This window comes from Rhodococcus sp. Z13 (genome assembly GCF_025837095.1).
In the GTDB taxonomy this organism is placed as follows: domain Bacteria; phylum Actinomycetota; class Actinomycetes; order Mycobacteriales; family Mycobacteriaceae; genus Rhodococcus; species Rhodococcus sacchari.
Genome location: NZ_CP107551.1, coordinates 2,040,160 through 2,060,086 on the forward strand (window position 1 = coordinate 2,040,160; position 19,927 = coordinate 2,060,086).

At 70.4% G+C, this 19,927-nt stretch carries 20 protein-coding genes; 11 read left to right on the plus strand and 9 right to left on the minus strand.

Annotation, left to right across the window (positions count from 1 at the left end):
* Position 1: 1 nt before the first annotated feature.
* The 3 genes from OED52_RS09375 to OED52_RS09385 all read left to right on the plus strand — a co-directional run bounded on the left by OED52_RS09375 (position 2) and on the right by OED52_RS09385 (position 4,721).
* The gene (locus OED52_RS09375; protein WP_264154354.1) at positions 2 to 1,750 is read left to right on the plus strand and encodes an ABC transporter substrate-binding protein; all 1,749 of its coding nucleotides are present in this window, start codon (positions 2 to 4) and stop codon (positions 1,748 to 1,750) included.
* The gene (locus OED52_RS09380; protein WP_264154355.1) at positions 1,747 to 2,304 is read left to right on the plus strand and encodes an adenine phosphoribosyltransferase; all 558 of its coding nucleotides are present in this window, start codon (positions 1,747 to 1,749) and stop codon (positions 2,302 to 2,304) included. The genes OED52_RS09375 and OED52_RS09380 overlap by 4 nt, the downstream gene beginning before the upstream one ends.
* A 104-nt stretch (positions 2,305 to 2,408) precedes the next feature.
* Positions 2,409 to 4,721 carry a RelA/SpoT family protein gene (locus OED52_RS09385; protein WP_264154356.1) on the plus strand — a complete coding sequence of 771 codons (2,313 nt, stop codon included), beginning with the start codon at positions 2,409 to 2,411 and terminating at the stop codon, positions 4,719 to 4,721.
* Between the two features lie 33 nt (positions 4,722 to 4,754).
* Here the strand turns inward: OED52_RS09385 and OED52_RS09390 are convergent, their stop codons facing one another.
* The 3 genes from OED52_RS09390 to OED52_RS09400 all read right to left on the minus strand — a co-directional run bounded on the left by OED52_RS09390 (position 4,755) and on the right by OED52_RS09400 (position 7,379).
* Positions 4,755 to 5,570 (minus strand): peptidylprolyl isomerase, encoded by an 816-nt coding sequence (locus tag OED52_RS09390; protein ID WP_264154357.1) that lies wholly within the window; start codon positions 5,568 to 5,570, stop codon positions 4,755 to 4,757.
* Positions 5,571 to 5,724: 154 nt separating this feature from the next.
* A complete protein-coding gene (locus OED52_RS09395; RefSeq protein ID WP_264154358.1) occupies positions 5,725 to 6,501 on the minus strand; it encodes a peptidylprolyl isomerase in 777 nt (258 codons plus the stop codon).
* Complete coding sequence (locus tag OED52_RS09400; protein ID WP_264154359.1) at positions 6,501 to 7,379, minus strand: peptidylprolyl isomerase; 879 nt, start codon at positions 7,377 to 7,379, stop codon at positions 6,501 to 6,503. The genes OED52_RS09395 and OED52_RS09400 overlap by 1 nt, the downstream gene beginning before the upstream one ends.
* Positions 7,380 to 7,526: 147 nt before the next feature.
* Here OED52_RS09400 and OED52_RS09405 point away from each other — a divergent pair, with 147 nt between their 5' ends.
* From OED52_RS09405 to OED52_RS09415, 3 genes are all read left to right on the plus strand, one after another.
* Entirely contained in the window at positions 7,527 to 8,210 is a 684-nt protein-coding gene (locus OED52_RS09405; protein WP_264154360.1) for an MBL fold metallo-hydrolase, read from the plus strand.
* A gap of 101 nt (positions 8,211 to 8,311) precedes the next feature.
* Entirely contained in the window at positions 8,312 to 9,586 is a 1,275-nt protein-coding gene (hisS, locus tag OED52_RS09410) for a histidine--tRNA ligase (RefSeq protein WP_264154361.1), read from the plus strand.
* Positions 9,573 to 10,217 carry a hypothetical protein gene (locus tag OED52_RS09415; RefSeq protein ID WP_264154362.1) on the plus strand — a complete coding sequence of 215 codons (645 nt, stop codon included), beginning with the start codon at positions 9,573 to 9,575 and terminating at the stop codon, positions 10,215 to 10,217. Before hisS ends, OED52_RS09415 begins: the two co-directional genes overlap by 14 nt.
* A 4-nt stretch (positions 10,218 to 10,221) precedes the next feature.
* On the opposite strand, the gene OED52_RS09420 is transcribed toward OED52_RS09415, so the two are convergent.
* Both OED52_RS09420 and OED52_RS09425 read right to left on the minus strand, forming a co-directional pair.
* Complete coding sequence (locus OED52_RS09420) at positions 10,222 to 11,439, minus strand: hypothetical protein (RefSeq protein WP_264154363.1); 1,218 nt, start codon at positions 11,437 to 11,439, stop codon at positions 10,222 to 10,224.
* The gene (locus OED52_RS09425; protein ID WP_264154364.1) at positions 11,439 to 11,774 is read right to left on the minus strand and encodes a type VII secretion target; all 336 of its coding nucleotides are present in this window, start codon (positions 11,772 to 11,774) and stop codon (positions 11,439 to 11,441) included. Before OED52_RS09425 ends, OED52_RS09420 begins: the two co-directional genes overlap by 1 nt.
* Before the next feature lie 157 nt (positions 11,775 to 11,931).
* Between OED52_RS09425 and OED52_RS09430 the strand changes: the two genes are divergently transcribed.
* Positions 11,932 to 12,957: an Rv2578c family radical SAM protein gene (locus tag OED52_RS09430; protein WP_264154365.1), complete on the plus strand. Its 1,026-nt coding sequence runs from the start codon at positions 11,932 to 11,934 to the stop codon at positions 12,955 to 12,957.
* Positions 12,958 to 13,058: 101 nt separating this feature from the next.
* Here the strand turns inward: OED52_RS09430 and OED52_RS09435 are convergent, their stop codons facing one another.
* Entirely contained in the window at positions 13,059 to 13,529 is a 471-nt protein-coding gene (locus OED52_RS09435; RefSeq protein WP_264154366.1) for a MarR family winged helix-turn-helix transcriptional regulator, read from the minus strand.
* 95 nt (positions 13,530 to 13,624) lie between these two features.
* On the opposite strand from OED52_RS09435, the gene OED52_RS09440 reads away from it, so the two are divergent.
* On the plus strand, positions 13,625 to 14,650 hold the full coding sequence (locus OED52_RS09440; RefSeq protein WP_264154367.1) for a pirin family protein: 1,026 nt from the start codon (positions 13,625 to 13,627) through the stop codon (positions 14,648 to 14,650).
* A gap of 13 nt (positions 14,651 to 14,663) precedes the next feature.
* Positions 14,664 to 15,443, plus strand: a complete 780-nt coding sequence (locus tag OED52_RS09445) for a pirin family protein (RefSeq protein WP_264154368.1) — start codon at positions 14,664 to 14,666, stop codon at positions 15,441 to 15,443.
* A gap of 52 nt (positions 15,444 to 15,495) precedes the next feature.
* On the opposite strand, the gene OED52_RS09450 is transcribed toward OED52_RS09445, so the two are convergent.
* Both OED52_RS09450 and OED52_RS09455 read right to left on the minus strand, forming a co-directional pair.
* Positions 15,496 to 16,509 carry a hemolysin family protein gene (locus tag OED52_RS09450; protein WP_264154369.1) on the minus strand — a complete coding sequence of 338 codons (1,014 nt, stop codon included), beginning with the start codon at positions 16,507 to 16,509 and terminating at the stop codon, positions 15,496 to 15,498.
* Positions 16,502 to 17,869, minus strand: coding sequence for a hemolysin family protein (locus tag OED52_RS09455; protein WP_264154370.1), 1,368 nt, complete (start codon positions 17,867 to 17,869; stop codon positions 16,502 to 16,504). Before OED52_RS09455 ends, OED52_RS09450 begins: the two co-directional genes overlap by 8 nt.
* A gap of 415 nt (positions 17,870 to 18,284) precedes the next feature.
* Between OED52_RS09455 and OED52_RS09460 the strand changes: the two genes are divergently transcribed.
* Together OED52_RS09460 and OED52_RS09465 are read left to right on the plus strand one after the other, a co-directional pair.
* Positions 18,285 to 18,434, plus strand: a complete 150-nt coding sequence (locus OED52_RS09460) for a hypothetical protein (protein WP_264154371.1) — start codon at positions 18,285 to 18,287, stop codon at positions 18,432 to 18,434.
* A 239-nt stretch (positions 18,435 to 18,673) separates the two neighbouring features.
* Complete coding sequence (locus OED52_RS09465; protein ID WP_264154639.1) at positions 18,674 to 19,105, plus strand: DUF4383 domain-containing protein; 432 nt, start codon at positions 18,674 to 18,676, stop codon at positions 19,103 to 19,105.
* Positions 19,106 to 19,126: 21 nt separating this feature from the next.
* Here the strand turns inward: OED52_RS09465 and OED52_RS09470 are convergent, their stop codons facing one another.
* Complete coding sequence (locus tag OED52_RS09470) at positions 19,127 to 19,873, minus strand: RecQ family zinc-binding domain-containing protein (RefSeq protein WP_264154372.1); 747 nt, start codon at positions 19,871 to 19,873, stop codon at positions 19,127 to 19,129.
* Between the last annotated feature and the right edge of the window lie 54 nt (positions 19,874 to 19,927).

The following is a 19,927-nucleotide window of genomic DNA, read 5'->3' on the forward strand; positions in this document are numbered from 1 at the left end:
CATGGCGGTGACCGAGCGGAACGACCCGACCTCCCCCCGGCGGTCGCGCCGACGGGTGGTCGCGTGCGCGGCCGTGGCGGCCGCGCTGGCGGCGGCCACGGCGGCCTGCGGCAGCGAGGAGGAACCCCTGCACTCGATCGGGTACGCGATCGACAACGTGGTGACCACCTACAACGCCAACACCGTCGACGGGGCGGCCTCGGGTGCCCCCCAGGTGTTCGCGCGCGTCCTGCCCGGCTTCGGCTACGTCGCGCCGTCCGGGCAGGTCGTCTCCGACACCGACGTCGGTACGGCCGCGGTCGTGCCGGGCGACACCCTGACCGTGAAGTACACGCTGTCCCCGAACGCGGTGTACTCCGACGGGGTGCCCATGTCGTGCGACGACCTCGTCCTCACCTGGGCGGCGTCGAGCGGCCGGTTCACCGAACCCGACGAGTCGGGCACCGAGACGAACCTGTTCGACGCGGCGCGGCGCGGCGGCTACGCCGACATCGACCGGGTCGACTGCCAGGCGGGGTCGAAGGAGGCCACCGTGGTGTTCCGGCCCGGCCGGGACGACACCGACTGGAAGACACTGTTCGGCGCGACCGAACTGATGCCCGCGCACATCGCGGCGGCCCGCGCCGGGGTCGGCGACCTCGTCGGCGCCGTCACCGGCAACGACACCGACGCGGTCCGCCGGATCGCCGAGTTCTGGAACACCGGCTGGGCGCTCACGCCCGGCGAGTTCGACGCCGCCTTGTTCCCCTCGGCCGGCCCGTACCGGATCGAGTCGTACACCGCCGAGGACGGGCTCACCCTGGTGGCGAACGAACGCTGGTGGGGCAACGCCCCGGCCACCGACCGCATCGTGATCTGGCCCCGGGGCACCGAGGCCGCCACGGCGTCCGGGGACGGGCGCATCCACGTCGTCGACGTCGCCGAGGGATCGCTCGGCTACACACCGGATCTCGGGGACGGCGCGGAGAACACGACGGTCGTCTCGCGCAATCTCGAACAACTCGTCCTGTCGACCCGCGGAGTGTTCGAGAACCCGGCCGCGCGGCGCGCATTCGCGCTGTGCGTACCCCGCGACCGGTTGTTCGACGAGTTCGGCGCCGCCGGTGAGGACGGCGGTGTCACCGGACCCGTCTCCTCACGGCTGCTCCCGCCGGACTCGCCGCTGTACCCGCAGACGGCCGAGACCGCCGAACGGTACGCCCACGCCGACGTCGACGCGGCCCGGTCCGAGCGGGAGGCGTCCGGACAGGACCGCATGGAGGTCCGCATCGGTTATCTCGGGCCGGACGACCGGCGCTCCCGCATCGTCGCGCTGATCGCCGAGTCCTGTCGCGAGTCGGGCATCGAGGTCGTCGACGCCGGTTCCGACACGTTCACCCCGTCCCGCCTCGCCGACGGTGAGGTCGACGCGCTCCTGGCCGGCACCGCCACCGCGGCGGGCGCCGGGGGCACCGCCGACATGGAGGACGCCCGCGGCGCTCTGCACTCCGGAACCGGCAGCAACGTCGGCGGCTACGCCGACGGCCGCGTCGACGAACTGCTCGACGGCCTGCTCGTGGCGAAGGACAACGCCTCCGTCGCGGGGCAGGCCGTGGAGGCGGAACGGATCCTGTGGGACCAGGTCCCGACGATCCCGTTGCTCGCGCAGCCGCGCACCATCGGATTCGCCCCCGGCCTGCACGCCGGGGTCGTGAATCCGACCACCGCGGGTGCGGGCTGGAACATGGACCGGTGGATACTCAGAGGATGAACATCGAACGGACCGGTACCACCCAGCTCGTCGAGGAAGCCGCCCTCGCCGTCGCAGAACACACCCGCTGGGTGGACGACTTCCCGACCGCCGGAGTCCGTTTCGCCGACCTGACCCCGGTGTTCGCGGACGGTCCGTCCTTCTCCGCCGTCATCTCCGCGCTCGCGTCGGCGGCCCCCGACGCCGAACTCGTCGCCGGCATCGACGCGCGCGGCTTCCTGCTCGGCGGCGGCATCGCCCGCAGCCTCGGCGTGGGGGTGCTCGCGGTGCGGAAGGCAGGCAAGCTGCCTCCGCCCGTCCAGACCTGCGAGTACACCCTCGAATACGGCACCGCCGCCATCGAGATCCCCGGCGACTCGCTGTCCCTGCAGAACCGGAAGGTGCTGGTGGTGGACGACGTCCTCGCCACCGGCGGCACGCTGGGGGCGACCGTGGAGCTGCTCGAACGGGTCGGCGCCGAGGTCGTCGGGATCACCGTGGTGACCGAGATCGAGGAACTCGGCGGCCGCGCACGGCTGCAGAACTACCCACTGACGTCGCTCGTGCGGATCTGAGGACTAGAGTTGCGGCAGGTGCCGGTGAATCCGCCGGGCCGGTACGGTCCGGTGGCGCGTGACGGTGACGAACCGGGTTCGCAGCCGCGACGGGAGGTGGAGGCATGACCCAGAATCTCGATCGGTCCCACAACTCCGGCCAGACTCCCGCGTCGACGCCGGCGGCGACCTCCGCGTCGCGTCGTGTCCGCGCCCGGCTGGCACGCCGCATCACCGGTCAGCGCGGCACCAATCTCAAGCCGGTGCTCGAGCCGCTGGTCACCATCCACCGCGAGCTCTATCCCAAGGCCGACCTGTCGCAGCTGCAACGGGCCTACGACGTCGCCGAGGAACGGCACGCGAACCAGAAACGCAAGTCCGGCGACCCGTACATCACGCACCCGCTGGCCGTCGCGACGATCCTCGCCGAGCTCGGCATGGACACCACGACGCTGGTGGCGGCGCTGCTGCACGACACCGTCGAGGACACCGGCTACTCCCTCGACCAGCTCACCGCCGAGTTCGGTGAGGAGGTCGCCCACCTCGTCGACGGCGTCACCAAGCTCGACAAGGTGGTGCTCGGATCGGCCGCCGAGGGCGAGACCATCCGCAAGATGATCATCGCGATGGCGCGCGACCCGCGGGTGCTCGTCATCAAGGTCGCCGACCGGCTCCACAACATGCGCACGATGCGCTTCCTGCCGCCCGAGAAGCAGGCGCGCAAGGCCCGCGAGACCCTCGAGGTCATCGCGCCGCTCGCGCACCGCCTCGGCATGGCCACCGTCAAGTGGGAGCTCGAGGACCTCGCCTTCGCGATCCTGCACCCGAAGAAGTACGAGGAGATCGTCCGTCTGGTCGCCACCCGCGCGCCCTCGCGCGACACCTACCTGGCGAAGGTGCGCGACGAGATCGGCCGGACCCTTTCCGCCTCGCGGATCGACGCGGTCGTCGAAGGGCGGCCCAAGCACTATTGGTCGATCTACCAGAAGATGATCGTCAAGGGCCGCGACTTCGACGACATCCACGATCTGGTCGGCGTGCGGATCCTGTGCAACGAGATCCGCGACTGCTACGCCGCGGTCGGCGTGGTGCACTCGCTGTGGCAGCCGATGGCGGGCCGGTTCAAGGACTACATCGCCCAGCCCCGCTACGGCGTCTACCAGTCGCTGCACACCACCGTCATCGGGCCGGAGGGCAAGCCGCTCGAGGTGCAGATCCGCACCCACGAGATGCACCGCACCGCCGAGTTCGGTATCGCCGCGCACTGGCGGTACAAGGAGACCAAGGGCCGGCACTCCGGCGACGTCGCCGAACTCGACGACATGGCGTGGATGCGGCAGCTGCTCGACTGGCAGCGGGAGGCCGCCGATCCCGGCGAGTTCCTCGAGTCGCTGCGCTACGACCTCGCGGTCAAGGAGATCTTCGTCTTCACACCCAAGGGCGACGTCGTCACCCTGCCGTCCGGGTCCACACCGGTGGACTTCGCGTACGCCGTGCACACCGAGGTCGGGCACCGCTGCATCGGCGCCCGGGTCAACGGCCGTCTCGTCGCGCTCGAACGCAAACTCGAGAACGGCGAGGTCGTGGAGGTGTTCACGTCCAAGGACCCCAACGCCGGGCCGAGCCGCGACTGGCAGGCGTTCGTCGTCTCCCCACGCGCCAAGGCGAAGATCCGCCAGTGGTTCGCGAAGGAACGCCGCGAGGAGGCGCTCGAGTCCGGCAAGGACGCGATCGCCAAGGAGGTCCGCCGGGTCGGCCTGCCGCTGCAGCGCTTGATGAACGCCGACCTCATGCTCGCGGTGGCGAAGGAACTGCGCTACGCAGACGTGTCGGCGCTGTACACCGCGGTCGGCGAGCACCACGTCTCCGCCCACCACGTCGTGCAGCGTCTCGTCGCGCTGCTCGGCGGTGTCGGCGGGGTCGAGGAGGAACTCGCCGAACGTTCCACCCCGTCGACGATCCCCACCCGGTCGCGGCAGAGCGGCGACTCCGGTGTGCTCGTGCCGGGGGCCCCGGGCACGGTGTCGAAACTCGCCAAGTGCTGCACCCCGGTGCCCGGAGACGAGATCATGGGCTTCGTCACCCGCACGGGCGCGGTGAGCGTGCACCGCACCGACTGCACCAACGCCGACTCGCTGCGGCAGCAGTCGGAGCGGATCATCGAGGTGCAGTGGGCGCCGTCGCCGTCGTCGGTGTTCCTGGTCGCCATCCAGATCGAGGCGCTCGACCGGCACCGCCTGCTCTCCGACGTGACCAAGGCGCTCGCCGACGAGAAGGTCAACATCCTGTCGGCGTCGGTCACCACCACCGGCGACCGGGTGGCGGTGAGCCGCTTCACCTTCGAGATGGGCGATCCCAAGCATCTCGGTCACGTGCTCAACGTCGTCCGCAACGTCGAGGGTGTCTACGACGTCTACCGGGTCACCTCGGCAGCCTGACGACGGCGGGTGAGTCCGGCCGCCTGACGCGCGTCACCGCACGTCCTGGATCACCACCGGGGTGTTCGGGATTCCGCCGCCAAGTGGGCTGGAGTCGTCGTGCCCGTCCGCCGCGGCCGCCTCGAGCACGGGGAGTCCGTCCCCGGTGATCCGGCCGAACGCCGTGAAGTCCTGGCGCAGCAGAGAGTCGCCGAGCAGCAGGAAGAACTGACTGCCGTTGCTGTCGCGCACCCCGGCGTTGGCCATCGCGACCGTGCCGCGCGGATAGGTCACCGCCGGTGGGACGTAACCCTGCGCGGTCTCGGCGGCGAACTGTGTCACCGGGTACTCGTCGGCGAAGGTGTAGCCCGGTCCGCCCGTACCGGTACCGGTCGGATCACCGCACTGGTACAACTCGCCACCCGGATCGGTGGAGAGCCGGTGGCAGGCGACGCCGTCGTAGAAGCCACGCCGGGCGAGATGGACGAAACTGTTGACGGCACAGGGCGCCTGGGCGCGTTCGAGTACCAGCGGCACCGGCCCGACCGAGGTGTCCAGGACGACCTCGACGGTGCCCACCGTAGACGCGCTCGGCGGGGGGAGCGGCCCGTCGGCGGTTCCGTCGGGGATGTACCCGCAGGAGACGGTGGGAGCCGGCGGGGGCGGAACCTCGGGCAGGGCCCGGAACACCGACAGATCGCTGGGTGGGGCCGACCGCGGGCGGGCCGCCTCTTCGACGGAGGCGCCGGTGGCGGACTTCGGGTCGGGATCCTGGGCGCAGCCCCCGAGGGCGAACGCGGCTACCGCGAGACACAGCGCTACGACGACGCGGGGGAGCGATGCGCATCGCAGTGAAGTGGGATGGATCACGATTCAGGGACGCTAGCCCATGAGATCACGATCGTATACAGATCCGATTGCGATTCGATCGACATTCACCCCGCGGATCACCCTCGATGTGCTCCGCACACGAAAAATGGCGTCCCGCTCCGGAACCCGGAGCGGGACGCCGCGACGAGCGGGATCAGGACCCGACGGTCACCGACTCGATCTGCACCGCACGGTTCGGGGCACCGCCTCCGGCGGCCATCGATCCGTCGTCACCCTCGGCGGCGACCTCCTCGATCACCGCGAGACCGGCCTCGTCGACCGTGCCGAACACCGTGTAGGTCGGCGGCAACTGCGAATCCTCGTAGACCAGGAAGAACTGGCTGCCGTTGCTGCCGGGGCGCCCGGTGTTCGCCATCGCGACCGTGCCGCGCGGGTAGATCACCGGCTGCCGCAGCTGCGCATCGCCGCGCGCGTACACGTTCTCCGGGTACTCGGTGTCGAATCCGTAGCCCGGACCGCCCGTACCGGTGCCCGTCGGATCGCCGCACTGCAGCACCTGCAGACCGGGGGAGGTCACCAGCCGGTGGCAGGGCGTGTCGTCGAAGTAGCCCTGCTCGGCGAGCGAGACGAAGCTGTTCACCGTGCACGGCGCCGCGGCGCGGTCGAGGGTCAGACCGATCTCGCCGACACCGGTCGCGACCGTCACCTCGACGGTCCCGGCCGCGGCCACGTCGTCCGAGGGGGGAGCGGTCACGTCCCGCGCGGCATCGCCGGACGGGTTGTAGGTGCACGAGACGGGGTCGCCGTCGGCCGGCCGGTCGGGCAGCTGCCCGGTGTACGCCGGCGACTGCGCCGCCGGGGTGCTCGTCGACGCCGATGTCGCGGTGTCGGTGGTCGAGTCGTGGGAGCACCCGGTCAGCAGCAGCGCGAGACCGGCGGTCGCGGCGAGGGTCGTACGCAGTCGAGTCATCAGTCCATCCTGACCGAGGTGAGCTTGGTCTCCGCGGCCGGGGCGCCGTCGGCGGCTCCGCCCGCCACCCCGGCGGCGGCGATCGCGTCCAGCGTCGCCAGGCCGGTCTCGTCGACCGTGCCGAACACCGTGTACTGCGGCGGCAGCACCGAATCGCCGTAGACCAGGAAGAACTGGCTGCCGTTGGTGCCCGGTCCGGCGTTGGCCATCGCGAGGGTGCCCCGCGGATAGGTCATCGGTTCCTGGGCGGCCGGATCGTCCGCCGAGAACTGGTCGGTGGGGAACTCGTTCGCGAACTGGTAGCCGGGGCCGCCCGTGCCGGTGCCGGAGGGATCACCGCACTGCAGCACCTGCAGCGACGGCGAGGTCGTCAGCCGGTGGCAGGGCGTGTCGTCGAAATAGCCCTGCGAGGCGAGCGACAGGAAACTGTTGACGGTGCACGGCGAGTCGTCGTTGTGCAGGACCAGGCCGATGTTGCCCTGCGTGGTCTGCACGCTGACGCTGATGTCGGTGTTGTTCTCACCGCTGGTGACGATGCCCTCCGTGCGCGGGGGCTGGGCCGGTTTCGCCGGCTCGCGGCCGTCGGCGGGATAGGAGCAGCTCACCGTCTCGGGCAGCGGCTCGGACCGGCCTGCGGGCAGGGCCGCGTAGTCGAACTCGGTCTCGGACACCTCGAGATCGGAGGCCTCCGTCGCGGTGTCGTCGTCTCCGCTGTTCACCGCCCACAGGGCAACGCCCGCACCGATCACCACGACCGCCCCGAGCGCGGACAGTGCGATCGTGTTGCGCCGCCGCTTGCGCTCGCGTTCGGCACGACGCTCGAGCTGCCGTTCGAGTTTGCGTTTCGCGGCCTGGCGCCGTTGCGCGTTGCTCGCCATGCAGTAGTCCTTCCGTGAACGATCGTCGGTCCGGTCGGCATCGGAGCCGACACGAGTCTGCCACCCCAACCTGGGGGCGAACCGGCAGGGCGCAGCGCATAGTCTGTAGGAGACCGCGAATGCTTACACCCCGTAGGAGCGATGCACGTGCTCGTGACCGGATTCCCCGCCGGGATGTTCCAGACCAACTGCTACATCCTCGCGCAGGACAACGCGAAGGAGTGCGTCGTCGTCGATCCCGGCCAGGACGCCGCCGAGCCGCTGATCGAGTTCCTCACCGGATCGGATCTCGCTCCCCGCGCGGTGCTGCTCACCCACGGTCACCTCGACCACATGTGGACGGCGCAGCCGATCGCCGACCGCTACGGGATCCCGGTCTACATCCACCCCGACGACCGTCCGATGCTCTCCGATCCGCTCCAGGGCATCGGGCCGACCCTCGCCCCGTTCATCGAGGGAGTCGAGTTCGTCGAACCGCAGCAGGTCGTGGAGTTCGGTGACGGGGACGAGATCGAGCACGCCGGAATCGAGTTCGTCGTCGACCACACCCCCGGGCACACCCGCGGATCGGTCGTGCTGCGCACCCGCACCACCACCCCGGACGGCGCCGAACTGGAGGTCGCGCTCACCGGCGACACCCTCTTCCAAGGGTCCATCGGCCGGACCGACCTGCCCGGCGGGAACCATGCCCAGCTGCTCGACTCGATCGCGCGCAAACTGCTCGTCCTCGACGACGGCACCAACATCCTGCCCGGGCACGGTGGGGCCAGCACGATCGGGCAGGAGCGCGTGTCGAACCCGTTCCTCGCCGGTCTCGCCGGCTCCCGCTGAGCACCGGCGGACACCCGGGTGACGACCGCGTGCCGGGGGCCGACCGCCCGACCCGAGAACCGCAAGACTCCGATGAACACCACCGAGAGAAAGCAGCACCAGTGAGCAAGGCCTCCACGTTTTCGGCGCCGAAGGGTGTACCCGATTACGTTCCCCCGCAGTCCGCGGAGTTCGTGGCGGTGCGCGAGGGCCTGACCCGCGCGGCACGCCTGGCGGGGTACGGGCACATCGAACTGCCCATCTTCGAGGACACCGGACTGTTCGCGCGGGGCGTGGGCGAATCCACCGACGTCGTGACGAAGGAGATGTACACCTTCGCCGACCGCGGCGAGCGGTCCGTCACGCTGCGCCCCGAGGGCACCGCGGGTGTGATGCGGGCCGTCATCGAACACGGCCTCGACCGCGGTCAGCTCCCGGTCAAGCTCTGCTATTCCGGTCCGTTCTTCCGTTACGAGCGCCCCCAGGCGGGTCGCTACCGGCAGCTCCAGCAGGTCGGTGTCGAGGCCATCGGCATCGACGATCCGGCTCTCGACGCCGAGGTCATCGCCGTCGCCGACGCCGGCTTCCGCTCGCTCGGCCTCGACGGTTTCCGGCTCGAGATCACCTCGCTCGGCGACAACACCTGCCGCCCGCAGTACCGCGAGAAGCTGCAGGAGTTCCTGTTCGACCTGCCGCTCGACGAGGAGACCCGCCGCCGCGCCGAGATCAACCCGCTGCGCGTCCTCGACGACAAGCGCCCCGAGGTCCGGAAGATGACCGAGGACGCCCCGCTCATGCTCGACCACCTCTCCGACAGTGCCCGCGCGCACTTCGACGAGGTGCTCGCCCACCTCGACGCGCTCGGCGTGCCGTACGTCGTCAACCCCCGCATGGTGCGCGGTCTCGACTACTACACCAAGACCACCTTCGAGTTCGTGCACGACGGGCTCGGCGCCCAGTCCGGCATCGGTGGCGGCGGCCGCTACGACGGCCTGATGGAGCAGCTCGGCGGACAACCGCTGTCGGGCATCGGGTTCGGCATCGGTGTCGACCGCACGGTCCTCGCGCTCGCCGCCGAGGGCAAGGTGGCCGGCAACCCGGCGCGCTGCGAGGTCTACGGCGTCCCCATGGGCGACGCCGCCAAGGCCGCGCTCGTGCCGCTCGCGCACCGGCTGCGTGCCGCCGGGATCCGCGTCGACCTCGCCTACGGCGGCCGCGGACTCAAGGGCGCCATGAAGGCCGCCGACAAGTCCGGTGCCCTCGTCGCTCTGGTCCTCGGCGACCGCGAACTCGAGGCCGGCGAGATCGTCGTGAAGGACCTGCGCAACGGTGAACAGCAGAACGTCGCGCTCACGGACGTCGTCGCCCGTGTGGGTGAGGTCGTTGCCCGGGTCTGACGGCCGGGGCGGCGACGTCGTCCCCCTCGACCTCGTCCCTGCGAAGTTGCTCCGGCCCCGGGCACGGCGGGTCGCACTGATCGCGCTCGCGGTCGGGGTCGTGATCGGAGTGCTCGTCTGGCTGGTGGCTCCGGTCTGGGTGGCGGTGCTCGTCGGTGCCGTGTTGGCCCTGCCCCCGGCGATCGGGGCCACGGTCGCGACCCGGCGCCACCTGACCCTCGACGGCACCGTGGTCACCCTCGCCGGTCCGTTCCGCGCACGCAGCGTCGACCTCGCCCATCTGGCCGGGATCGAACTGCTGGTGCGGGTCGGCGGCATCTCGCAGGTGATCTTGCGGGTCAACGACGGTGCCCACGGCCTCGTCTCGATCCCCCTCGCGCTCTACGCGAACGGGGGAGGACGCGAACTCGAGGTGCTGTCCCTGCGGCGCCTCGCGGATGCGCTGGCCACCAGCGACATCGCCCCCGCCGCAGCGATCTCGTCCGTGCTGGTCGAGCAGTTGCGGGCGGAGGCGCGCGAGGCGGGACTCGGGGAGCGGCCGCTGTACCGGGCCGTCGACCTCGCCCGCCGTGCCGGCCGCACCCCACAGACCACCCTGACCGACCACGAGGTCGCGTCGCTGGTGGACTGACCGCCTAGAACTCCTCGCTCGCGCCGATCACCGCGGGAACGACCATCGGCAGGTCGCCGACCACCTCGGTGCCGGACCCGGCTGCGCTGAGCAGCCGGGAGGGGGAGTGTTCCTCGTCGTCCGATCCCCGGGCCGCCGAGGCCGGGGCGATGCCTCCCGCCGGCATCCGGGAGCCGGCCGCTGCGGTCCCGGTCCCCGCGACCGGCACGCCCCCGCCTGCCGGGGACATCGCCGGGACCGCCGCGGCGACAGGGGCTCCCGCCGGCGGCAGGCCGGCCGGGGCGTATCCGGACAGGCCCCCGGCGGACGCTGTCGGGACACCGGCACCCGGGCCCGCGCTCGGCGCCGTGAGCGCGGCGGCGTGCGCCGTGGGTACCGTCCCTGCATAGGAGGTGGGCACGGTCGCGGCGTGGGTACCGGTCGTCGTGAACGGCGCGGCCATGCTCGACGCGACGTCGGGCGCGGTGCCCACGAGCTCCCGCACCTGCGGCAATCCGGCGACCGCGACGGGTTCCGGCACCGGAATCGGTGTGGTCAGGGCCGTCATCGCCGCCGTGTGCACGGCGAGTTCCCCGCGGGTGCGGGCGACGACGGCGAGCGCGGCCTGTAGGTGCTCGGCGGCCGACGCGAGCAGCGCGGCCTGACCGGCGGGTGTGGCCAGCGCGGGTGCCGCGGCGACGGCGGTCGCCGCGAACGACCGGGCGATGCCCGTCAGTTCGATGTTGCCGCGCTCCACCGTCGCGGTGGCGGCGCGGGTGACGTCACCGATCCGGTCGCCGCGCTCGGCCAGCTCGAGCGCCGTCTGCTGGGCGCGGACGGTGTGCCCGGCACTCTCGTCGGCCGTCGCGCCCTCCCACGACTCCGGAAGCGCGTGCAGGGCGGTGCGTCCCAGCGCGGTGGCGGCCTCGAGCAGGCGGGAACCCTGCTGCAGCAGCATCGACGGATCGAGACCGTCGAGGATCCCGGTGCCGAACATCGAGCCCAGCTCGGCGATCGGCCGGGTCAGCGCCTCGATCTCCGGCAGGGTGGGAAACGGGATCGATTGCAGCAGTGCGGCGATCGCATCCGGATCGGGCAGGGGCAGTATCGCATCGCACAACACCGGTTCCGGCAGCACGGGCAGCGGCACGTCGAGCCACGGGCCCACCGGCGAGGCCCGGAGGGCGTCGAGGACGGTGGGCGAGGATTCCGGTGCGACCGGCATCGCGGTCGTCTCCTGCATCACATATCTCCCGTCGCCCGGTCGAGCGCAGCGACGGTGCCGGCGTCGACGCCCTCGTAACCGGCCGCGGCCTCGTGTGCGGCCACCCCGTTGGACGCGTACGCGAGGGCGAGCTGCCCGACGGCGCGGGTGTGTTCGGACTGTGCGGCGGCGAAGGCCCCGAGGAACTCGCCGCCGATCAGGCCCATCGCGGGACTCAGTGCCGTGATGTTGGCCTGGAGATCGAACGCGCCCGCCTGTGCCACCTGCTCGGCGGCGTGGATGTTGGTGGTGCCGTATGCCCGGATCCCGTCGGGTACCACCCGTATTCCGGCATGCGAGAACAGACCGCTCATCGAATCCCCCCATCGAAGATCAGTGTGGCGAGCACTGTAACTCGAGCGCCCGCGGGCGGCCACCGGCTCGTCCCCAGGCCCGTGACGAAGCCGGGGATCGAATGTCCGTTCGACGGATCGGTTGACAGTCGATAGCACACATGTTCGACTGAAGGGCATGCGGTGGGCGAGTCAGACGGTGGACGCGGACGACGGTGCCCTGCCCGGGCTCGAACGGGCGGGGCTGGTCCGCAGTGTCCGCACCCCGGAGTTCGAGGGCATCACCTTCCACGAGGTGCTGTGCAAGAGTGCGCTCAACAAGACCCCGGAAGCGTCGCGCCTGCCGTTCCGCTACACCGTCAACACCTTTCGCGGGTGCAGCCATGCCTGCCGGTACTGCTTCGCCCGGCCCACCCACGAATACCTCGATTTCGACGCCGGGCACGACTTCGACAGTCAGCTGATCGTCAAGACCAACGTCGCCGCGGTCCTCCGTCGCGAACTCGCCCGCCGGTCGTGGCGCCGCGAGCACGTCGCGCTCGGCACCAACACCGACCCGTACCAGCGGGCCGAGGGGCGATACCGGTTGATGCCCGGCGTGATCCGTGCGTTCGCCGAGTCGGGTACCCCGTTCTCCGTCCTGACGAAGGGCACCCTGCTGCGGCGCGACCTGCCGCTGCTCGCGCTCACCGCCCGGCAGGTCGACGTGTCGATCGCCGTGTCGCTGCCCATCGGCGACCCGGAGCTGGCCCGCAGCATCGAACCCGGAACCCCCACGCCGGCGGCCCGTCTCGACCTGATCCGCGCGATCACCGAGGCGGGACTGTCGTGTCACGTCATGGTCGCGCCGGTGCTGCCGTATCTCACCGACTCGCGTCGTCACCTCGCCGAGCTGTTCGAGTCGATCGCCGCGGCGGGGGCCTCCGGCGCCACCGTCATCCCGCTGCACCTGCGCGGGTCGACGCGCGGCTGGTTCCTGTCCTGGTTGGCCCGGGAGCATCCGGCCCTGGTCGGACGTTATCGGCGGCTCTACGGCCGCGGCGCGTACGCGGCACCGGAATACACACGCTGGCTGAGCGATCGGGTGACGCCGCTGCTCGAGCACTACGCCCTGCGGGCGCGCAGTTCCGAACACCGCCCGGCGGCACCGGCACGGCCGGTCGACCTGCGCGAACCCGTGGGCGCCGCACCCACCCTGTTCTGACCCGGCTCTCGGCGCCGCACGTTCGCGCGCCGACACGAGGTTCGCCGCGCCTGCAGCAGGGGCGAACCCCGTGTCGGCGCGTCAGGTCCGGGGCTGCTCGATCAACGGATCGACTGTTGTGCACCCATGCGCTCACGCATGCGGGTGAACGCCGCGGTCATCGTCGCGACGTCGTCGGGGGAGAGGAGGTCGAACATGTTCTCCCGCACGGCCCGGACGTGCCCGGGCCCGGCTGCGGTGAGTGTGTCGAAACCCGTGTCGGTCAGTTCGGCCCAGGCGCCGCGGCGATCGGATTCGCACTCGACGCGCCGCACCCGGCCGGCGTTCTCCAGCCGCGAGACGGCGCGGGTGATCCCGCTGCGGGTGGTCGTGCCGGCGTCGGCGAGATCGCGCATGCGCATCCGGCGACCGGGCGCCTCCGACAGGAGGACGAGGATCTCGAAGTCGGTGAGGGAGATGCCCGCGTCGCGGAGCAGCTGCCTGTCGAGGTTCTGCATCAGGGTGCGGGTCGCGTCCAGGTAGGCCCGCCACAACCGGTGCTCGTCCCTGCTCAGCCAGTTCACCTCTGCCATGACCTCCAGTGTACGCCTGTTAGTTGACTGATCAATCAAATGTGGGAGACTGGGAGTGTCGTACGACGTGCTGAGAGCGAGAGGATGCGGACGAGATGAGCAACACCGATCGCCGGCCCGACGAGATCCACTGCCGGACCGAGGACCTGCACGCCGTCGACACCCTGAACCCGCGCGTGGAGATCATCACCTCCCGCGAGGTGCCGCTCGGCGGTCCGCGTGCCATGCCGGTCCGGCGCACCCTGCCCCAGCGGCAGCGGTCCCTCATCGGCGCGTGGTGTTTCGCCGACCACTACGGTCCCGACGACGTCTCCCGCACCGGCGGAATGGACGTCGCCCCGCACCCGCACACCGGGCTCCAGACGGTGTCGTGGCTGTTCGCCGGCGAGATCGAACACCGCGACAGCCACGGCGTGCACGCCATGGTGCGACCCGGCGAGATGAACCTCATGACCGGTGGTCACGGCATCTGCCACTCGGAGGTCTCGACCCCCGCCACGACCACCCTGCACGGCGTGCAGCTGTGGATTGCGCTGCCCGACTCCGACCGGGACGCCTCGCGCGACTTCCAGCACCACGTCCCGCCCCGGCTCGACCTGCCCGGCGCCACCGCCAAGGTCTTCCTCGGCAGCCTGGCGGGACACACCTCGCCGGTGAAGACATTCACCCCGCTCGTCGGCGCGGAGATCGTCCTCGAGCCGCACGCGCAGCTCGTGCTCGACGTCGACCCGTCCTTCGAGCACGGCGTCCTCGTCGACACCGGCGCCGTGACCCTGTTCGACACCGTGCTCGGGCGGGCCGCCCTCGGATACGTCGGCACCGGGGTGCCCGCGCTCCGGCTCACGAACCCGGGCGACGAACCTGCTCGCCTCGTGCTGCTCGGCGGGACACCGCTCGGCGAGGAGATCGTCATGTGGTGGAACTTCGTCGGCCGCAGCCACGACGAGATCGCCGCCTTCCGCGACGCCTGGGAACGCGGATCCGAGCAGTTCGGGCGCGTCGACGGCTACGAGGGCAAGGTCGAGCGGCTTCCCGCGCCATCGCTGCCCAACGCTCGTATCCGGCCTCGCCGCAACCCGCCCACCGCCGACCCCGGCCACCGATCCCAGTCCCCGTCGTGAGCAAGGACCCGTCATGAGCACCGCACCCCGCCTCGACGTCCGCCGCGCGGACGACCGGCTGAAGACCAGGATCGACTGGCTCGACTCGAAGCACTCGTTCTCGTTCGGTCACCACTACGACCCCGACAACACGCACCACGGCCTGCTGATGGTCAACAACGACGACATCGTGCTCGCCGGAACGGGTTTCGACACTCATCCGCACCGCGACATGGAGATCGTCACCTGGGTCCTGCGCGGATCGCTGGTGCACCAGGACTCGATGGGACACTCCGGCGTGATCTATCCCGGTCTCGCGCAGCGGATGACCGCCGGTAGGGGGATCCTGCACTCGGAGAAGAACGACTCGTGGCGTCTCGCCGGCGGAGTCGGCCGTCACGCCGAGGAACACGACGAACCCGTACGGTTCATCCAGATGTGGGTGCTGCCCGACGAACCCGGCGTCGACCCGGGCTACGAACAGCTCGAGATCGACGACGAACTGCTCTCCGGCGGACTCGTCCCGGTCGCCTCGGGGATGGACGCCTACGCCGACCATTCGGCGATCCGCATCCGCAACCGCTACGCGGCGATGCACGTCTCCCGCATGCAGCCGGGCCGGCCGGTGGTTCTTCCCGACGCGCCTTTCCTGCACGTCTTCGTCGCGCAGGGCGCTGCCGCGCTCGAAGGCGCGGGTCCTCTCGCCGAAGGGGACGCCGTGCGGATCAGCGGTGGGGGAGGACAGCAGCTCATCACGGCGACCGGCGCCGAGGTGATCGTGTGGGAGATGCACGCCGCACTCGGTGGCCCCTGATGTCCGGGACGCCCTGCAGGTGACCGGAACAGGGCACCTGCAGGGCTCGCCTTCAGGATGCAGCACCGCCGAGCGGGAGGAGGCGGGCGAGCACGTCGGACAACGTGATCAATCCGACGATCCGGCCCTCCGAGGTGACCGTCACGAGATGGGTGCGGGTCTCCCGCATCGTGGTCAGGGCCTCGTAGACCGGTGTCGCGGCGTCGATCGTCAACGCCGGGCGCATCAGTTCCGCGGCTGTGACACCGGGCTCGGCGTTCAGGCTGTCGCGCACGTGCACGACCCCGTCCACAGTCCCGTTCTTGCGCACCAGCAGTCGCAGATGACCGGTGCGGTACGCGGTCTCCCGGATCTCCTCGGCGGTCGCCGCGGGGCGCACACTGCTCGGATCCGCCCGGGGCACGACGATGTCGCCGAGGGTCAGCGCCTCGAGTTCCAATGCGCTGCTCAGATGCCCGTGATAGCGCTCGTCGAGGGTGCCCACCGTCGCCGAGTGTTCGACGAGATGCCGGAGGGCGGCCGGATCCTGACCGGTGGCCAGCTGATCGACCGGGTCGACGCCCAGTTTCCGCAGGCAACGGTTGGCCATGTGGTTCAGGCGCACGATCACCGGGCGGGTGACCCACATGAATCCGCGCATCGGCAGTGCCAGCAGGGTCGCGGACCGCTCCGGGTGCGCGATCGCCCACGACTTGGGTGCCATCTCACCGACCACCAGGTGTAGGAAGGTGACGATCAGCAGGGCGAGGACGAAGCCGGCGACGTCCGCCAGCCACAGGGGAGCTCCCCAGTTCTCGAACAGCGGGGTGAGCCAATGGTGCACGGCGGGTTTCGCGGTCGCGCCGAGCGCCAGTGTGCACACGGTGATGCCGAGCTGCGAACCGGCCAGGAGCACGGACAGTTCCGACGCGCTGCGCAACGCCGCCCGTGCCGAGCGGTTGGTGGCCGCGGCATCCTCGAGCCGGTGACGCCGGGCGGCGATCAGCGCGAACTCGACCGCGACGAAGAAGGCGCAGGCGGCGATCAGGACGATCGTCACCGCCGCGACGACCCAGGGGTTACTCATCGTCGGCCGCCTCCTCGGTCAGAAGCGTCACGTGCAGTGAGGACGGCACGTGCTTGTCGATCGCGCGGACCTCGGCCACGAGCACACGCCGCAGCGGCCGGTGTCCGAGCGCGAGGTCGGCGGGGTCGGGGTCGAGCGTCACGCGAACCGTCTCACCGACTTCGGGGAAGCCTCCGAACTCGGTGACCACGAGCCCGGCGAGGGTTTCGTAGTCGCCGTCGGGCAGGTCGTGATCGATGGTGCGGCCCACCTCGTCGAGGTGGACGTCGCCGCGGATCAGCCAGCCCTCGCCCTCGGGGCGGACGACCTCGGTGTCCATGGCCGGGTCGTGCTCGTCGGCGATCTCCCCGACCAGTTCCTCGGCGATGTCCTCGACGGTGACGACACCGGCGAAGCCGCCGTATTCGTCGATCACCAGGGCCATCTCCTCGTGGGCGTCCGCCAGGGCGTTCAGCACGTCGGGCAGCGCCAGCGTCGCCGGGACGATGACCGGCGGCCGGCAGGCCGTCGCCGCGGTGCCCTCGGTGCTGTCGAGTCCGAGCAGATCGTGCAGGTGCACGACACCGCGCAGGTCGTCGGAGGAAGTGCCCACCACGGGGTAGCGGGTGTGGCCCGTGCTCATCCGGTCGAGGATGCCCGCCACCGGCTCGTCGAGTTCGACGACGTCCACGCGGGAGCGGGGGATCATCGCGTGTTCCGCCGTGCGTGTGGGGAAGTCGAGGATGCGGTCGAGCAACGTGGACAGGTCTGCCGGCAGTTCACCGGCCTCCCGCGACGCCGCGACGATGTGTTCGAGGTCCCGTGGGGTTGCGGAGTGCTCGACGTCGTGGACCGGCTCGATGCGCAGCGCGCGCAGCAGCAGGTTCGAGGAGGCGTCGAACAGCCGGATCAGCCAGCCGAAGAGAGTGAGATACCAGGTCGTCGACAACGCCAGACGGCGGGCGACCGGTTCGGGCCGGGCGATGGCCAGGTTCTTGGGGACCAGTTCGCCGAAGACCATCTGCACGACGGTCGAGAACAGCACGGCCAGCACCGTGCCGACGGCGACGCCGACGGAGGTGGGGATGCCGACGCCACCGAGCAGTTCGCCGAGGCCGCTGCCGATCAGGGGTTCGGCGACGTAGCCGACGAGCAGGCCGGTGACGGTGATGCCCAGCTGGGCACCGGAGAGCATGAACGAGGTGCGGCGGGTGATGGACAGGGCGCGGCGTGCGCCGCTGTCACCGCCTTCTGCTCGGGCCTGGAGGCGGGAGCGGTCCACCGCCATGTATGCGAACTCCTGGGCCACGAAGTAGCCGGTCAGCGCGGTGATGGCGAGGACGACGAGAATGCCGAGCCCGATTCCGAGGGCGGTCAGCACGGGAGGAGGGAGCGGGTGACGAGTGCGTCGTCACGGTGGGGCGGGACGGGTCTTCGGGGTTTTCGCCGGGCGCGCTTCATGGCTCCTCTGTCAGTGGAGAGTCTCTGTCGGTGGAGAGTCTCTGTCGGTCGGGATTCCCGGGAGGTTCCGTTCCCAGGAGGTTCACAGGATAGGACGAACGGTGTCCGGACGAAGTTCCCACCGGCTCACGAATCCGGGGCTCCATCGGGTAACGGCGCCGTTATCGAAGATGCGCCTAATCGATATCTTTCCTTCGCGCAAGATTTCGAAGTGTGAAGCATCCCACAGCGCTGGGGAATGCACTTGGTCGGAATCCGGGTAACAATGATTGCGCGTGACGCACTGGTCGTCACAACTCCGTTATAAGCACCCACCCCCTCGAATGGAGACACACATGGACATCGGCGGCCTCATCGACGCTCTGGACTTCTTTGCCGACTTCTTCGGCTACGCCACCGACCTCTTCTCGGCGATCAGCTTCTTCGCCGGTTCGGCCGACGCTGCCACCGAGGTCTTCGGACCCTCGGGCTCGGCCATCGGCTGAGACTTCCGGTAACGACTCGGGTGACGGACTCCTTGCGGGTCCGCTGCGCTGGAGTGTGACGACCGGACGGCCCGCGGGGTGCATCCCCGCGGGCCGTTGTCGTATCCGCAGCCCGGCACCCGACGTTTGTCCCGTGACGTTTGTCCCGTAAGGACCGGGGCTATCCGCTCCTCGACAGTCGAACGTTCGACGAGAGGACGCGCGTCATGACCACCCCATCCTCGCCCGCCCGGAGCTCGATGACCGCGACGCCGGTGCAGACCGCCGCGCTCGTCGTCGGTGCGGTCTTCCTGCTCGTGGGCATCCTCGGGTTCATCCCCGGCATCACCTCCGACTACGACCAGCTGTCCGGTGCCGGCCACCATTCCGGTGCCATGCTGCTGGGACTCTTCCAGGTCTCCGTCCTGCACAACATCGTCCACCTGCTGTTCGGCGTCGCCGGGCTGGCCGCGGCCCGTGCCGTCGCAACCGCCCGCACCTTCCTGATCGCCGGTGGCGTGATCTACCTGGTGCTGTGGATCTACGGGCTGATCATCGACAAGGACAGCGGCGCCAACTTCGTCCCGCTCAACACCGCGGACGACTGGCTGCACTTCGTCCTCGGCCTCGGCATGATCGCGCTCGGTTTCCTGCTCACGCGCACCCGGCCCGCAGCCGGGACCATCCGATAGCCCCGGCGGCGGCCGACGGCCTCAGCGGAGCGAACTCGGCGGAAGGAACCCGCGTCCTCGCGGCGCGGGTTTCCCGTCGTCGGTCCTGAGCAGGTCCGCCTTCGCGATCGCCTCGAGCGACAGCGTTCGGTATCCCACCGAGTCGAACAGGACGGTGACGCGGTCGCCCTCTCCGCCCATCACCGTCCCGGCACCCCACTCGGCATGGTGCACCCGATTGTTCGCGGTGAGGGACGAGGCACCGGCGGCGGGGTCGGCGAACTCGTCCGGAACGCCCGCCCGGCAGTTGTCGCAGTTGCCGCACGGACCCTCCACGACCTCGCCGAAATAGCCCAGCAGGAACCGGCGACGGCATCCCCGCGTCTCGGCGTATCCCCGCATCATCTCCACCCGGGAACGGTCCATCCGCTCCCCCGACGCAGCGACCTCGCGTGCACGGTCGCCCACCTCGCGGACCGGCAGATCGGCTGCGGAGAAACCCCGGCGGCCCGCGGTGACGGCGCCGCACCGCTCGAGCAGGTTCACCGCGTTGGACAACCTGCGACCCCGCACCCCGAGATCGTCGCGCAACTGTCCGAGACGGCGAGGTGAGGACTTCCTCAGGATCCGGAAGACGCGGGAGATCAGAGCCTCGTCGGGTGCATGGGTCGTGAAGAAGGTCGCGAGGGACAGATCCTCGGGGCGGTAGAACGTCAGCGCGGTCGCTGCCTCCCCGTCACGGCCCGCCCGGCCGATCTGCTGGTAGTACGAGTCGACCGAATCCGGCACGGAGGCGTGCACGACGAAACGGCCACGGGAGCAAACCTGCGTCGAGAGGAGAAC